The 14,591-nt window shown below is 62.7% G+C and carries 11 protein-coding genes and 1 pseudogene; 8 read left to right on the top strand and 4 right to left on the bottom strand.

The genetic code is table 11. The features are described from left to right. The 3 genes and pseudogenes from HMPREF2656_RS00500 to HMPREF2656_RS00490 form a co-directional block, all read right to left on the bottom strand. Window positions 1–748 (bottom strand): annotated as a pseudogene (locus HMPREF2656_RS00500) (hypothetical protein); the annotation flags it as partial. Between the two features lie 34 nt (window positions 749–782). After that, window positions 783–1,877 carry a C40 family peptidase gene (locus HMPREF2656_RS12355; protein ID WP_246815297.1) on the bottom strand — a complete coding sequence of 365 codons (1,095 nt, stop codon included), beginning with the start codon at window positions 1,875–1,877 and terminating at the stop codon, window positions 783–785. Continuing rightward, a complete protein-coding gene (locus HMPREF2656_RS00490; protein WP_070771954.1) occupies window positions 1,874–2,155 on the bottom strand; it encodes a hypothetical protein in 282 nt (93 codons plus the stop codon). The genes HMPREF2656_RS12355 and HMPREF2656_RS00490 overlap by 4 nt, the downstream gene beginning before the upstream one ends. A gap of 74 nt (window positions 2,156–2,229) precedes the next feature. On the opposite strand from HMPREF2656_RS00490, the gene upp reads away from it, so the two are divergent. The 4 genes from upp (at window position 2,230) to HMPREF2656_RS00470 (ending at window position 6,229) form a co-directional block, all read left to right on the top strand. Further along, a complete protein-coding gene (gene upp / locus HMPREF2656_RS00485) occupies window positions 2,230–2,865 on the top strand; it encodes a uracil phosphoribosyltransferase (RefSeq protein WP_070422880.1) in 636 nt (211 codons plus the stop codon). A gap of 155 nt (window positions 2,866–3,020) precedes the next feature. Beyond that, window positions 3,021–3,509 (top strand): helix-turn-helix domain-containing protein, encoded by a 489-nt coding sequence (locus tag HMPREF2656_RS00480; RefSeq protein ID WP_070482389.1) that lies wholly within the window; start codon window positions 3,021–3,023, stop codon window positions 3,507–3,509. 62 nt (window positions 3,510–3,571) lie between these two features. Next, window positions 3,572–4,774 carry an amidohydrolase gene (locus HMPREF2656_RS00475; RefSeq protein ID WP_246815296.1) on the top strand — a complete coding sequence of 401 codons (1,203 nt, stop codon included), beginning with the start codon at window positions 3,572–3,574 and terminating at the stop codon, window positions 4,772–4,774. 48 nt (window positions 4,775–4,822) lie between these two features. Then, window positions 4,823–6,229 (top strand): NAD(P)H-quinone dehydrogenase, encoded by a 1,407-nt coding sequence (locus tag HMPREF2656_RS00470; RefSeq protein WP_070450406.1) that lies wholly within the window; start codon window positions 4,823–4,825, stop codon window positions 6,227–6,229. Here HMPREF2656_RS00470 and HMPREF2656_RS00465 read toward each other — a convergent pair. Next, window positions 6,207–7,484, bottom strand: a complete 1,278-nt coding sequence (locus tag HMPREF2656_RS00465; protein ID WP_070614309.1) for a helix-turn-helix domain-containing protein — start codon at window positions 7,482–7,484, stop codon at window positions 6,207–6,209. The two genes, HMPREF2656_RS00470 and HMPREF2656_RS00465, sit on opposite strands and share 23 nt — an antisense overlap. Window positions 7,485–7,650: 166 nt before the next feature. Between HMPREF2656_RS00465 and prpD the strand changes: the two genes are divergently transcribed. The 4 genes from prpD to HMPREF2656_RS00445 form a co-directional block, all read left to right on the top strand. Then, entirely contained in the window at window positions 7,651–9,162 is a 1,512-nt protein-coding gene (prpD, locus tag HMPREF2656_RS00460; protein ID WP_070570511.1) for a 2-methylcitrate dehydratase PrpD, read from the top strand. Continuing rightward, window positions 9,162–10,085: a methylisocitrate lyase gene (prpB, locus tag HMPREF2656_RS00455; protein WP_070422832.1), complete on the top strand. Its 924-nt coding sequence runs from the start codon at window positions 9,162–9,164 to the stop codon at window positions 10,083–10,085. The genes prpD and prpB overlap by 1 nt, the downstream gene beginning before the upstream one ends. A gap of 41 nt (window positions 10,086–10,126) precedes the next feature. Continuing rightward, on the top strand, window positions 10,127–11,272 hold the full coding sequence (locus HMPREF2656_RS00450) for a bifunctional 2-methylcitrate synthase/citrate synthase (protein ID WP_070422833.1): 1,146 nt from the start codon (window positions 10,127–10,129) through the stop codon (window positions 11,270–11,272). 174 nt (window positions 11,273–11,446) lie between these two features. Next, a partial coding sequence (locus tag HMPREF2656_RS00445; RefSeq protein WP_070815563.1) for a pyruvate carboxylase occupies window positions 11,447–14,591 on the top strand: 3,145 nt, incomplete at its 3' end.

Raw genomic sequence — 14,591 nt, 5'->3', positions numbered from 1 at the left:
CGCTCTGGCCCTGGATGGAAACCTTCACCGGGTCGATGCCAGCAAGGCCCCAGACGGAGGAGTCGTAGGGGTCTTGCGCGGCGGCCTGTGCCTGCTCGTCGGCGCGGCGCTGCTCCTCAGCCGCTGCGCGTTCTTCCTTCGCGGCGGCGATTGCGGTGGCTGCTGCGGCAACCTCGTTCGCGTCGAGATCTTGCGTATCGACGACACGCACCACCTCATCCAGCGACTCCACAACCTGCTTCCAATTGGTCAGCACAACGCGGCCCACACCCGACCATTCAGACATGCCGTTCTCGCCCGCGTAGTGGTCCGCGCCACGGTTGACGTTGCCCAAAATGGAGTGGGAGGCGAAGAAGATCTGCGCATGCTCAGCGCTGGCCACCTCGGCCAGCGAACGCGACACCTGGAAGACGCGTGCCAGCGACGAGACGTTCTCGTGGCTCGGACGACCCGCTAGGAAGTTCGGGGCGCCAATGATGTCGTAGTACTGCTTGTCACCCGGCACGACGCGGTCGTCGCCCTGAGTGTTAAACGCCTCCCACTTCGGGTGATCACTCAGGTCATGCGACGGGTTGGTGTTGAGGTAGGCCAGAAGCTCCTCGGGGGAGTTGAAGGCGAGGACCGATTGGTCGTCGCCAAGAAAGGCCTGCCACTGCGTGCCCTTCTCTTTCCAGGTTGGGGCCCACAGGGTGTAAAAATCGCCCTCGGTCAGGGACAGTTTCACGGGAAGGATCGCGCGGGTACTCATGGGGTGAGAGTCTACTCAACTCACAGCCAGCAGATTAACCGGTTGGCCGCCAGAACCCGTAGAACGGCATTCCGATGTTCTCGGTGCGCACCGGGTTCATCTGTACCGGGTCGCCGGCCTCAATCATCATGCCGTCGCCTGCGTACATTGCGGCGTGGCCCGACCAGAGCACAAGATCGCCCGGCTGCAGTTCCTCGTAGGACACCTGCCTGCCAACCGTCTGGTCGGCGGCGACGCGCGGGATGTCCATCCCCGCCTGGCTGTATGCCCAAGATGTCAGCCCGGAGCAGTCGAAGCCACCAGGGCTCGACCCTCCCCAGACATATGGCGTGCCCAGTTGGCTTTTCGCTGCGGCCACTGCGGCTGCGCCGACTGGTGAACCACCCTGTGCCGGTGCTGGCGTGGGCTCCGGTGGAGGAGCAGACATTGGCGTGACCTCAGGCGGAGCAGGCGCGGGGACCGTGGCTGCGGGTTTCGGTGCAGTCGGCAGCGCCGCGGCCACAAGCTGGCGCGGGGATGATGGCACCGAGGCCGATAGGCGCTGCAACTCTGCGTTCGCTGCCTCACCGAGCGCGCCCGGACCCGGCATGACACGGGCGGCCGCCGCAGCGGTCGACGCCCCCAGTTTCGTCGCAAGGGCGCCCAGGTCCTTCTCCAAGCTCTGCAAAGCCGCCATCGCAGCATCGAGCGCCTGACAGACTTGAGCCGCTACAAACGCCGCTGCACCAATTGGGCCGATTGGTGTCGCCGCAAGCGCGGGCGCTGCCGCGGCGTTGCGCATGAGACCGATTGCAATAGAGACAAGCTCGGCGACCGCGGCCGAAGCGCGGACTGACCCGCGCAGGACTGCGTCACTGATATCTGCACGGTAGGCCGCCAGGTCAGATGCAGCCTGCAGCCTGGTTTCCCCGCTCGCGTTAGCAACCTGTGCGAGCGGACCGAAGTCCTTGAAGTCCGGCATGCGATAGCCCGGAAGGGTCGGAAAATCGATGATGTCTGCCATGGACAAAATCTGTGCCGCAGCAGTACCGATATCTAACGAGAAGTTCAGGTGGCGGTTGTTTGTCACTGATGGCGGCCCGCCTAGCGAGGAAAGCGCGTCGAGCATGGTGCTAAGGGTGGGGTTCATAGTGTCGCTCCAAACTTGTGGCAGGTGGCGGTATCGACGGCGCACGCAGCATCAACGGTGAGGTCCATGGTTGCGGCGATGCGCCGGGCTTCGTCGCGAAGCAAAGTGGCGTCACTGTTCGCTTGCTCGATAGCGGTGGACACTGCGTTGTGGAATTCGCTCAATGGCCACACATCGGGCACTGGCACATGGTTGAGGGCGCGCAGCGAGGCTGCGTCGTTGCGTAGAGAATCGGTCATGGAAAACACGGATGCGGAATCAAATTGAAAGACAGTCATGCACATTGGACGGCGAAAACCCCACGCCGGTTCCCTCGTAGGAGAAAAAACTTCGGTGAATTAGCATGGGCGGCATGGACATCACGGTTATTAACCACCCGCTGGCTGCTTCGCGGCTGACCATTATGCGCGACAAGCGCAGCGACAACGCAGCTTTTCGTGCGGCGTTGGCCGACCTCGGCGCAATGCTGATCTACGAGGCGGCGCGTGATTTGAAAGTCGAGCAGTTCGACACCGAAACCCCAGTTGCGGTCGCTCAAGGCACGCGGCTGGCCACCCCGCCGATCATCGTTCCGATCATCCGAGCCGGTCTGGGCATGATCGATCCAGCACTGTCGATGATCCCGGACGCCCAGGTGGGCTTCATCGGCTTGGCTCGCGACGAGAAGACCCACGAACCGGTGCCGTACCTCGAAGCACTGCCCGACGATCTGTCTGGACAGCCGGTGTTCCTGGTGGACCCGATGCTGGCAACCGGCGGCTCGCTCATCCACGCCATCGATCTGCTTGTTGGCCGCGGTGCGGACGACATCACCTGCATCTGCATGGTCAGTGCACAGCCGGGCGTGGATGCGCTCAAGGCTCACGGCGGGCCTGTCCGCCTGGTTACTGCGACGATCGATCCGTCGCTGAACGAGGACGCCTACATCGTGCCTGGCTTGGGCGATGCCGGTGATCGTCTCTACGGTCCGCGCAACATCGACCTCTAACGCGCATAACGCGCGCACAGTACAAGCGCAGCGCAAGGTCTACGCGCCACGGAACCGAAAATAACCGTGGCGTGCACACTTGCGCTGCGCTACATTGTGAGCACAACGGCACAACAGCACAACAGCACAACGACACAGCCAGGGGGAGAGCTGTCATGGGGGAATTGCTACCGGACTCGCACTGGGCCAGCTACGCGCTGGGCTTGGGAGAACGTATTCGCGCGCTGCGCATCATGCGGGGGTTGAGCCAAACGCGCCTTGCGGAACTCGCTGGAGTGTCGCGCTCGCTTGTGTCCAACATTGAGCGCAACGACTACAACGAGCGGGCTGCCGACCCAACCTTAAGCACTCTCTACCGCATCGCTCGTGCGCTGCACGTGCCACCTGCGATGCTGTTGCCGGGCAGTCTTGATGATGTCGACGATGCCTACGTGCTCCAAGGCCCTGACGCCAAAGTGGAGGCGATCATGTTCCAGTGGCCCCGCAGTCCGTACGACACTGCCCGGTTTTCCACCGCCTATCTTCAACCCGGCGCACCGAGGGGAACACCAGTGTTTAGCGTTGCTGAACAGATTCAGCACTGCACTGAAAACGCAGTACCGAAAAAGCAGTGCGCTTCTAGCGTGGCGACGACCCCGGCGTAGACTCTGTGCAACATATGCACTTGCTTGTACCCGCTGTACAGGACGACCTTAAGGGAGGACGCGTGAGTAACGCCGGAATCGCTACAGCCGTGGCGGCTTGGTTTGATCAAAACCAGGACAAGGTCGTGGGGTGGCGTCGGCACATTCACTCACACCCGGAGCTATCCAACGAGGAAGTGGAAACTACCGAGTTTTTGGTCAACGTACTGGAGGAACATGGTCTGAAGCCGGTGCGCTTCCCGGGCACCGGGTTGTATGTGGACCTTGGTCCTACCGAAGGCAAGCGCTTGGCATTTCGCGCAGACATCGATGCGCTGCGTGTGCCGGAGCAAACCGGTTTGCCGTTCGCGTCGGTGAACCCGGGCGTGTCGCACTCGTGTGGCCATGATGTGCATACGACGGTTGCTCTGGGCCTTGCGTGTGCGTTGTCCACGATCGAGCTTGAGCAGGGTGTTCGCGTGATCTTCCAGCCTGCGGAAGAAGTTATGGGTGGCGGCGCGCTGGACGTAGTCAAGTGGGGCGGGTTGGAAAATGTTTCCGCGATTTATGCGGTGCATGCCGAGCCGCATATCCGTGTTGGGGAGATCGGCGTGCGCACCGGTGCGATCACCTCGGCGTCTGACGTGATTCGTATCGAGGTCCAGGGCCCCGGCGGACATACGTCGCGCCCGCAGTTGACCGCCGATGTGGTGTACGCAATCGGTGCGCTGATTACTCAGTTGCCGGCGTTATTGTCGCGCCGGGTGGATCCGCGCACAGGCACTGTGTTGGTGTTTGGCCACGTCAATGCGGGTGATGCGGCGAATGCGATTCCGAAAGTGGGTGTTTTGGAAGGCACGTTGCGCACGGCGGATATTACGACGTGGCGTGAGATCGAGGACTTGATTACGGACCTGATCGACCTTGTCGTTGCGCCGACCGGTTGCACGTACCACCTGGATTACATCCGCGGTGTGCCGCCCGTGCTTAACGACGACGCCGCCACCGCCCTGGCCGTCCAAGCCGCCCGGTCCGTGGACCCGCACAGTGTTGTCTCCGCCCCGCAATCCAGCGGTGGGGAGGACTTTTCGTGGTACCTCGAGCACGTACCCGGCGCGATGATGCGCTTGGGTGCGTGGAACGGTGAGGGTGAGCCACAGGATCTGCACCAGGGGAACCTGAATGTTGATGAGCGGGCGATTGGGGTTGGGGTTCGTTTGTTCGGTGCGATTGTGGAGCAGTACTTCCGGGTGGGTGAGGTTTCTCCGGCTCCGGGTAGACTGTGACGTTGTTTAACCTGTCACGTCAAGTCTGAAACTTTGAGGAGAGCCGTTTTGTCCAAGAAGATTGTCATCATGGGTGGAGGCCCCGGCGGATACGAGGCCGCGCTGCTCGCGTCGAAACGCGGCGCAGACATCACGTTGGTGGAAGATTCTGGGGCTGGCGGCTCGGCGATCCGTAAGGACGTTGTGCCGTCGAAAAGCTTCATTGCGGGCGCGAACATTAAGACGGACTTGCGCCGCGCGGACGATATGGGGCTCAACCACACGTTGGGTGACGCGAAGCTGTCGCTGCTGGCGCTGAATGAGCGTGTGAAGCAGTTGGCGGCGGAGCAGTCCAGTGACATCCGCGAGCAGCTTGAGCGCAAGGGTGTGCGCCTGGTCAAGGGGCGTGCGCGCTTCTCTGATAAGCAGGTCGGTCACACTACGCATGACATTGAGATTGTCACCGAGTCTGGTGAGACTGAGCACGTCAGCTGCGACATGGTGCTTGTGTGCACGGGTGCGAGCCCGCGTGTGCTCAAGGGGGCGGAGCCGGACGGCGAGCGCATCCTGAACTGGCGTCAGATGTATGACCTGCAGGAGCTGCCGACCCACCTCATTGTGGTTGGTTCTGGCGTGACTGGTGCGGAGTTTGTCTCTGCGTTTGCGGAGCTGGGCGTGAAGGTGACCATGGTTGCTTCCCGCGATCGCATTTTGCCTCACGACGACGCCGACGCCGCCGATGTCTTGGAGAAGGTCCTGGCGGATCGCGGCGTGCAGTTGGAGAAGGACGCGCGTGTGGAGCGTGTGGAAAACACGGGTGACGCTGTGGTCGTGCACACCACTGATGGCCGCGCCATTGAGGGTTCGCACGTGATGATGTCCATCGGTTCTGTTCCGAATACGGCAGATTTGAACCTTGAGGCCGCAAAGGTGGAGACCACCCCGTCCGGCCACATTCATGTGGACCGCGTCTCGCGCACTAACGTCGCCGGCATTTACGCTGCGGGCGACTGCACGGACCTCATGCCGCTGGCGTCGGTTGCGGCGCAGCAGGGCCGCACTGCCGTTGACCACGCGATGGGCGACGGTGTCAGCCCGATCCGCCTGAAGACGGTTGGCAACGCCGTGTTCACCCGTCCGGAGATCGCTGCCGTGGGTGTCACCGAGCAGGAGATCCGCGACGGCAAGGTTGAGGCAGACATCTACAAGCTGCCCTTGTCGACGAACCCGCGCGCCAAGATGCGTTCCCTGCAGTACGGGTTTGTGAAGATTTTCGCCCGCAAGGGCTCCGGCCAGGTCATCGGCGGTGTGATCGTCGCGCCGACTGCATCCGAGCTGATCTTGTCGCTGACCATCGCGGTAACCAACAGCCTCACCGTCACCCAGCTGGCTAACTCGATGGCGGTGTACCCGTCGCTGTCAGGTTCGATTACCGAGGCGGCGCGCCGCCTGATTACAAAGTCGGATCTGGACTAGCCGGAAACGCACGTTGGGGGCAGCGGGTGCGCGGACACGTCGCGCACCCCGGACCAATCGGGGTAGCTGACGCCGGGGCCAGATCAAGGCCGTCGGCGTACACCAGTTGGGGTGCGTATGCGGCGTCGCAGCCAAGCGCTACGGCGTGCTCGCGCCGGGGCTGACCAAAGCCGACTGCTGGGCCTTGCACCATGCGCGCAACCCACATCTGTGTGCGCCCGTCCGGGGTGGTGGAGACCTGCCTGGTCACACGGTTTGGGGTTTCAAACGCACGGTGCACCACCCATAGCGGGCAGGTATCGCCGGAGACGGCGAAGCGGAACGACGTGGTGGCCTGGCGCTTGGACACATTTCCTGCGCGGTCGGTGCGCATAAATACAAACGGCACAGCCTGCGCGCCGGGGCGCTGCAGTGTGCCGAGGCGTTGGCAGGTGGATTCGAATCCGGTGCCGAAGCGGGCCGAGATGACATCGATGTCGTAGCGCGTCTCGTGGGCAGCCTGCAGGATCTCGGAGTAGGGCATGGTCACGGCGGCCGCGAAGTACTGGGCTAAGCCGTGGGTGGTGACGTTGCGGGCCGGGGTGTCGTCGATACGCGCAATGAGCTCTGATATCACGTCGCCGTGGGCGAGATTGCTGTAGCGGTAGGACAGCTCGAAGCACTGTTGCGCTTCGCTCAAGCCGGAGCGCAGGCGGATCTCGCGGGTGGTGGTGTCGATGTCGGAGCGACCCGACTCCACAGGCTGGTTGAAGCGCACGGTGTAGCCGAAGTCGCGGTCGAGGACCGACGCAAGACGGGTCAGGCGCAACTGGCGGCCACCAAGATGCTCCGCAAGCGTTTCGGCCGCTGAATCCAGGGAGTGGAAGTAGTTGCTGTGTTCCTGGAAAAAGCTGCGTGCGTACTCGTAGGGGTTGGGGGCTTGCTCGTTGAGGCGCTCGGGGATGGTTCGGACACGCTCCGCAAGGGTAGGGAAGTGGCGGGCGAATTCCTCCAGCTCGTGCTGCGCGATGCCGGGGAGCAGTTCCGAAAGGGCGGCTGCGGTTTCGCGTTCGGCGTCGCCGGAGAAGAAGGAAGCATCCACCCCGAAGGCGGACGTTAACTGCAACAACACCGTCGCCGTGAGAGGGCGCTGATCGTTTTCCAACTGGTTGAGATAGCTCGGCGAGATACCGACGAGGACCGCCGCATCGGCTTGAGTGAGGTTGCGAGCGGTGCGCAGTGTGCGGATCTGACCCCCCGCGTACAGCTTTGCCATCGTTGATTTTGCTCCTTCTCAGCCGCTTGGCCTGGTGATTTGCAACACTTTGAAAGTCTGTCAGTTTCAGGACGCAAGAATACGCAACTTCCACTATGATGCGCAACACACTTTCGCTCCTAATATGAGGTGCATCATCATCTCGATTGCCAGAAGGAGCCGAAGAATGATCCAACACGAGGTACGTACCCATAAGTCCGCAGAAGACTTCCCGATTGAAGAGCATCTGGCCTACAAGATTGCCAAGGTCGCGGCCGACCCGGTTGAAGTGCCGGAAGATACCCGCGAAATGATCATCAACCGCATCATCGACAACGCTTCTGTCGCTGTTGCCTCCTATAACCGCCGCCCGGTCGCCGTCGCCCGCGCAATGGCCAAGGCACACCCGGCAGACAACAAGGGTGCACTCGTCTTCGGCGAAGACGGCACCTACTCCGCAGAATGGGTCGCTTTCGCAAACGGCACCGCCGTGCGCGAGCTCGACTTCCACGACACCTTCCTGGCAGCCGAATACTCCCACCCGGGCGACAACATCCCGCCGATCCTCGCTGTTGCACAGCACAAGGGCCTCGACGGTAAGGCGCTGATCCGCGGCATCGCCACCGGCTACGAAATCCAGGTCAACCTGGTCAAGGGCATCTGCCTGCACGAGTGGAAGATCGACCACGTTGCACACCTTGGCCCCTCGGCCGCAGCTGGCATCGGCACCATGCTCAACCTGGACGTGGACACCATCTACCAGGCAATCGGCCAGGCGCTGCACACCACCACCGCAACCCGCCAGTCCCGCAAGGGCCTGATCTCCTCCTGGAAGGCATCCGCCCCGGCATTCGCCGGCAAGATGGCCATCGAAGCGGTGGACCGCGCCATGCGCGGCGAGGGCGCACCGGCCCCGATCTGGGAAGGCGAAGACGGCTTCATTGCATGGATGCTGCACTCCCCGGAGCGCACCTACACCGTCCCGCTGCCGGCAGACGGCGAGCCGAAGCGCGCGATCCTGGACACCTACACCAAGGAGCACTCCGCCGAGTACCAGGCACAGGCTCCGATTGACCTGGCTCGTCGCATGAAGCAGACCATCGCAGACGCAGGCAAGACCACCGCCGAGATCGAATCCATCGTGCTGCACACCTCGCACCACACCCACTACGTCATCGGCACCGGCGCAAACGACCCGCAGAAGATGGATCCGAAGGCATCCCGCGAGACCCTGGACCACTCGATCATGTACATGTTCGCTGTCGCCCTTGAGGACGGCGGCTGGCACCACGTCGACTCCTACACCCCGGAGCGTGCAAACCGTCCGGAGACCGTCGAGCTGTGGCACAAGGTGTCCACGGTGGAGGACCCGGAGTGGACCCGTCGCTACCACTCGCAGGATCCGGACGAGAAGGCATTCGGTGCCAAGGCTGTCATCACCTTCAACGACGGCACCGTCATCGAGGATGAGATGGCTGTCGCCGACGCCCACCCGTACGGTGCTCGTCCGTTCGAGCGTGAGAACTACATCCAGAAGTTCCGCACCCTGGCTGAGGGCATCGTCGATAAGGACGAGCAGGACCGCTTCCTCGCCGCCGTGCAGGATCTGGAAAACCTCACTGACCTGACCGAACTTAACATCCGCGTCAACGACGCAACCCGCGCCGCTGCAGAGGAGATCCCGGGAGGCATCTTCTAATGTTCAAGCCTGACACAACCCCGAACGAGCGTCGCAAAGCACTGCGAGCATCGCTTGTCGACGAAAAAATCACCACACTGCCCGGCGCCTTCAACCCGCTGACCGCGCGCCTGATCGAGGACATCGGATCCTTCTCCGGCGTGTACGTCTCCGGCGCCGTGGTAGCCAACGACCTGGGCCTGCCGGACATCGGCCTGACCACGCTTTCCGAGGTTGCAAACCGCGGCGGCCAGATCGCCCGCGCCACCAACCTGCCGGTGCTCATCGACGCCGACACCGGCTTCGGCGAGCCGATGTCCGCAGCCCGCACCGTCGCCGAGTTTGAAGCGGCAGGCCTGGCTGGCCTCCACCTGGAAGACCAGGTCAACCCGAAGCGCTGCGGCCACCTCGACGGCAAGGAAGTTGTGCCACGCGACCTGATGATCCGCCGCATCACCGCAGCGGTGCGCGAGCGCCAGGACGACGACTTTGTCATCTGTGCCCGCACCGACGCCGCCGGCATCGAAGGCATCGACGAGGCCATCGAGCGTGCGAAGGCATACGCCGACGCAGGTGCGGACCTCATCTTCACCGAAGCGCTGTACTCGGAGGAAGACTTTGCCAAGTTCCGCGCCGCCGTGGACACGCCGCTTCTGGCCAACATGACCGAGTTTGGCAAGACCGACCTGCTCAGCGCCCAGCAGCTGGAAAACCTCGGCTACAACGCCGTGATCTGGCCGGTGACCACCTTCCGTATCGCCATGGGCCAGACCGAAGCAATGCTGCGCGACATCGCAGAAACCGGCACCCAGGTGCCGTGGCTGGACAAGATGCAGCACCGCGCCCGCCTCTACGAACTGGTGCGCTACGACGAATACAACCAGTTCGACCAATCCGTCTTCACCTACTCGAAAGACACCTACAGCTCCACCTTTGAGCAGTAGACGCCACCACCAACACCACCACCAAGAAGGAGTGAATCATCATGACTGAGCAGGAAATTCGTAAGGGCCTCAACGGCGTTGTCGCTGACTACACCGCAGTGTCCAAGGTCAACCCGGAGACCAACTCGCTGCTGTACCGCGGTTACCCGGTCCAGGAACTGGCAGAGCATTGCACCTTCGAGGAAGTGGCATACCTGCTGTGGAACGGCGAACTGCCGACCGAGGAGCAGTTTGCAGAGTTCCGCGGTGGCTGCATGGAAAACCGCGACATCGATGAAGAACTGATCCAGATCATCAACTTCATGCCGAAGGACTGCCACCCGATGGACGTGCTGCGTACCGCAGTGTCCTACCTGGGTGCAGAGGATCCGGAGAAGTTCACCCCGGATTCCGATCACCTGCGTGGCATCGGCCGCAAGTTGCTGGCCAAGCTGCCGACGATTGTCGCAACCGACATCCGTCGCCGCCAGGGCAAGGAGTACATCGCCCCGAGCAAGGAGAAGGGCTTCTCCGAGAACTTCCTCTGGATGGTTTTCGGTGACGACGAGAAGTCCCCGGCCAACATCCCGTCCGACATCGAGGCGTTTGAGAAGACGATGATCCTCTACGCCGAGCACTCCTTCAACGCCTCCACCTTCACGGCCCGCACGATTGCCTCGACGATGTCCGACGGCTGGTCCGCAATCACCGGCGCAATCGGTGCCCTGAAGGGCCCGCTGCACGGTGGCGCCAACGAGTTCGTCATGCACCACATGACCGAAATCGGCGACCCGGCCAAGGCAGAGCAGTGGTGCCTGGACAAGCTCAAGAACAAGGAGCTCGTCATGGGCTTCGGCCACCGCGTGTACAAGAAGGGCGACTCGCGCGTGCCGACGATGGAAGCCGCCTTTAAGAAGCTCGCTGCGGAGCATCCGGAGAAGGACGCTCAGAAGTGGGTCGAGATGTACGACATCATGGCCAAAACCATGCACGACAACACCTCGATCAAGATCCGTCCGAACCTGGACTTCCCGTCCGGCCCGGCCTACTACATCCTGGGCTTCGACATCGAGTTCTTCACCCCGCTGTTCGTGATGTCCCGCATTACCGGCTGGACCGCTCACATCATCGAGCAGTTTGAGAACAACTCCCTGATCCGTCCACTCTCGGCCTACAACGGCCCGGAGGAGCGCCACGTCAAGGCGTAAGCGGATCACCCCCGAAACGCGGGTCGTCGCAACGCGGCGCCCGCGTTTTTGCACCCCCGCGTTAGGGTGCAAACGTGTCACATTCGTTGGCGAAAACGACCCAAGAAAAGTGTGACCTGTACTAAACTACCCGTTGCAGTATGACTTCGATCTTTCCTTGAGGAAAGGAACAAAATGAACCCGGATAACCTCCCGCTTAATGACCTGCCAGCATTCAAGAAAATCCTGGTAGCTAACCGCGGTGAGATCGCCGTTCGTGCCTTCCGTGCAGCCTTTGAAACTGGCGCGAAGACCGTCGCGGTCTACCCCCGCGAGGACCGTAACTCGTTCCACCGTCCGTTCGCGGACGAGGCAGTCCAGATCGGCGAGGCCGGCCAGCCGGTCAAGGCGTACCTGAACATCGACGAAATCATCCGTGCCGCGAAGCAAACTGGCGCAGATGCCGTCTACCCGGGCTACGGCTTCCTCTCCGAGCGTGCTGACCTGGCTCGTGCCTGCCGCGACAACGGCATTAAGTTCATCGGCCCGACCCCGGAGACGCTGGACCTGACGGGCGACAAGTCCGCCGCTGTCCAGGCCGCTGAGCGTGCCGGCCTGCCGGTGCTGAAGGACTCTGAGCCGTCGTCCGACCCGAAGCAGCTGGCAGAGTTTGCCAAGGACTTCGAGTTCCCGGTGTTTGTGAAGGCTGTCGCCGGTGGCGGCGGACGCGGCATGCGTTTCATTGAGAAGATCGAGGACGTTGAGCGTCTCGCAGCCGAGGCATCCCGCGAGGCTGAGGCAGCCTTCGGTGACCCGAACGTCTACATCGAGCGCGCCGTGATCCGCCCGCAGCACATTGAGGTGCAGATCATGGCTGACTCTTACGGCAACGTGGTGCACCTGTTTGAGCGTGACTGCTCCGTGCAGCGCCGCCACCAGAAGGTTGTTGAGATCGCTCCGGCGCAGCACATCACGGAAGAGCAGCGCCAGAAGATCTGTGCCGACGCTGTGGCGTTCTGTAAGGAAATCAACTACGAGGGCGCAGGTACGGTCGAGTTTCTTGTCGACGAGTCCGGCAACCACGTCTTCATCGAGATGAACCCGCGCGTGCAGGTCGAGCACACGGTGACCGAGGAAGTCACCGGCATCGACATCGTAAAGAACCAGATGTACATCGCCGCCGGCGCGAAGCTGGAGGACATCCACCTCACCCAGGACCTCATCGAGGTCAACGGCGCAGCCCTGCAGTGCCGCATCACCACCGAGGACCCGGCCAACGGCTTCCGACCGGACTCCGGCGTGGTCACCGGCTACCGCTCCCCGGGTGGTGCAGGTGTGCGTCTCGACGGCTCCGTGGCCGTCGGTACCACCATCACCCCGAACTTCGACTCCCTGCTGGTCAAGATGACCTGCCGTGGCCGCAACTTCCAGGTCGCCGTCGACCGTGCCCTGCGCGCCCTGAACGAGTTCTCCATTACGGGCCTGTCCACGAACATCGGCTTCCTGCGCGCCCTGCTCAGCGAGGACGAGTTCCGCAACGAGCGCATCAACACCGGCTTCATCGCGGACCACCCGCACCTGCTCGAGGCTCCGGCGGCAGCTGACGATGCCGGCAAGATCCTCGATTACCTGGCATCCGTTACGGTGAACCAGCCAAACGGTGCTCGCCCGACGAACATTCAGCCGTCGAAGAAGCTGCCGGAATCCAAGTACGGCGATCTGCCGCGTGGTTCCCGCGACGACCTGCTTGAGCTCGGCCCGACAAAGTGGGCTGAGAAGATCCGCAAGCAGACCGCACTTGGCGTCACCGAGACCACGTTCCGCGATGCCCACCAGTCCCTGCTGGCAACCCGCATCCGCACCAACACCCTGGTTGCGGCAGCGAAGCATGTGGGCCACCTGACCCCAGAGCTGGCCTCTGTTGAGGCATGGGGCGGCGCCACCTTCGACGTGGGCATGCGCTTCCTCCACGAGTCGCCGTGGATGCGTCTCGACGAGCTGCGCGAGGCAATGCCGAACGTCAACATCCAGATGCTGCTGCGTGGCCGCAACACCGTCGGTTACACCCCGTACCCGGACAAGGTGACCAAGGCGTTCGTCCGCGAGGCCGCTTCCTCCGGCATCGATATCTTCCGTATCTTCGACGCGCTCAATGACGTGTCCCAGATGCGCCCGGCTATCGACGCCGTGCTGGAGACCAACACCACCGTCGCCGAGGTGGCCATGGCGTACTCCGGCAACCTGGTGGACCCGAACGAGGACCTGTACACGCTGGACTACTACCTCAACCTCGCCGAGGAAATCGTCGAGGCAGGCGCCCACGTCCTGGCGATCAAGGACATGGCTGGCCTGATGCGTCCGGCAGCAGCAGCCAAGCTGGTCACCGCGCTGCGTGAGCGCTTCGACCTGCCGGTCCACGTCCACACCCATGACACTGCGGGTGGCCAGCTGGCGACCTACCTCGCCGCAGCGAATGCGGGTGCCGACATTGTCGACGTCGCATCCGCTCCGCTGGCAGGCACCACCTCCCAGCCGTCGATGTCCGCCCTCGTCGCGGCGTTTGAGAACACCGAGCGCGATACCGGCATCGACCTGCAGGCCGTCTTCGACATGGAGCCGTACTGGGAGGCCGTGCGCCAGGTGTACGCACCGTTCGAGTCCGGCATTCCGGGCCCGACCGGCCGCGTGTACAAGCACGAAATCCCGGGCGGTCAGCTCTCCAACCTGCGCACCCAGGCGAAGGCCCTTGGTCTGGAGGATCGCTTCGAGCTCATCGAGGACTACTACGCAGGCGTGAACGAGATCCTCGGTCGCCCGACGAAGGTCACCCCGTCCTCCAAGGTGGTTGGCGACCTGGCCCTGCAGCTCGTCGGCCAGGGTGTCAGCCCGCAGGAGTTCGCAGAGAACCCGCGCAAGTACGACATTCCGGAATCTGTCATCGGCTTCCTGCAGGGCGAGCTGGGTACCCCTCCGGGTGGCTGGCCGCTGCTGCGCGACAAGGCACTGGAGAATCGCTCCGAGGTCGACCACACCGTCCAGGTGCCGACGGAGCTCGAGCCGGATCTGCAGTCCGACGACCACAGTGTGCGTCGTGCGGCGCTGGATCAGCTGCTGTTCCCGAAGCAGTACGCCGAGTACCAGGAGCACCTGCGCACCTACGGCATCACCGACCAGTTGGGTGACAAGACCTTCTTCTACGGCCTTGAAGAGGGCGTGGAGACCATGATCTACTACGGCGAGATCGACGAAAACCGTCCGCCGCTGGTGGTCAGCCTCGACGCTGTCGGCGAGCCGGATGAGAAGGGCATGCGCCAGGTCATCCTGACCGTCAATGGCCAGG

The organism is Corynebacterium sp. HMSC034B08 (genome assembly GCF_001835805.1).
Lineage (GTDB): Bacteria > Actinomycetota > Actinomycetes > Mycobacteriales > Mycobacteriaceae > Corynebacterium > Corynebacterium coyleae.
The sequence above is the reverse complement of the archived record's forward strand: the minus strand, read 5'-3'. Positions and strand labels throughout refer to the sequence as shown.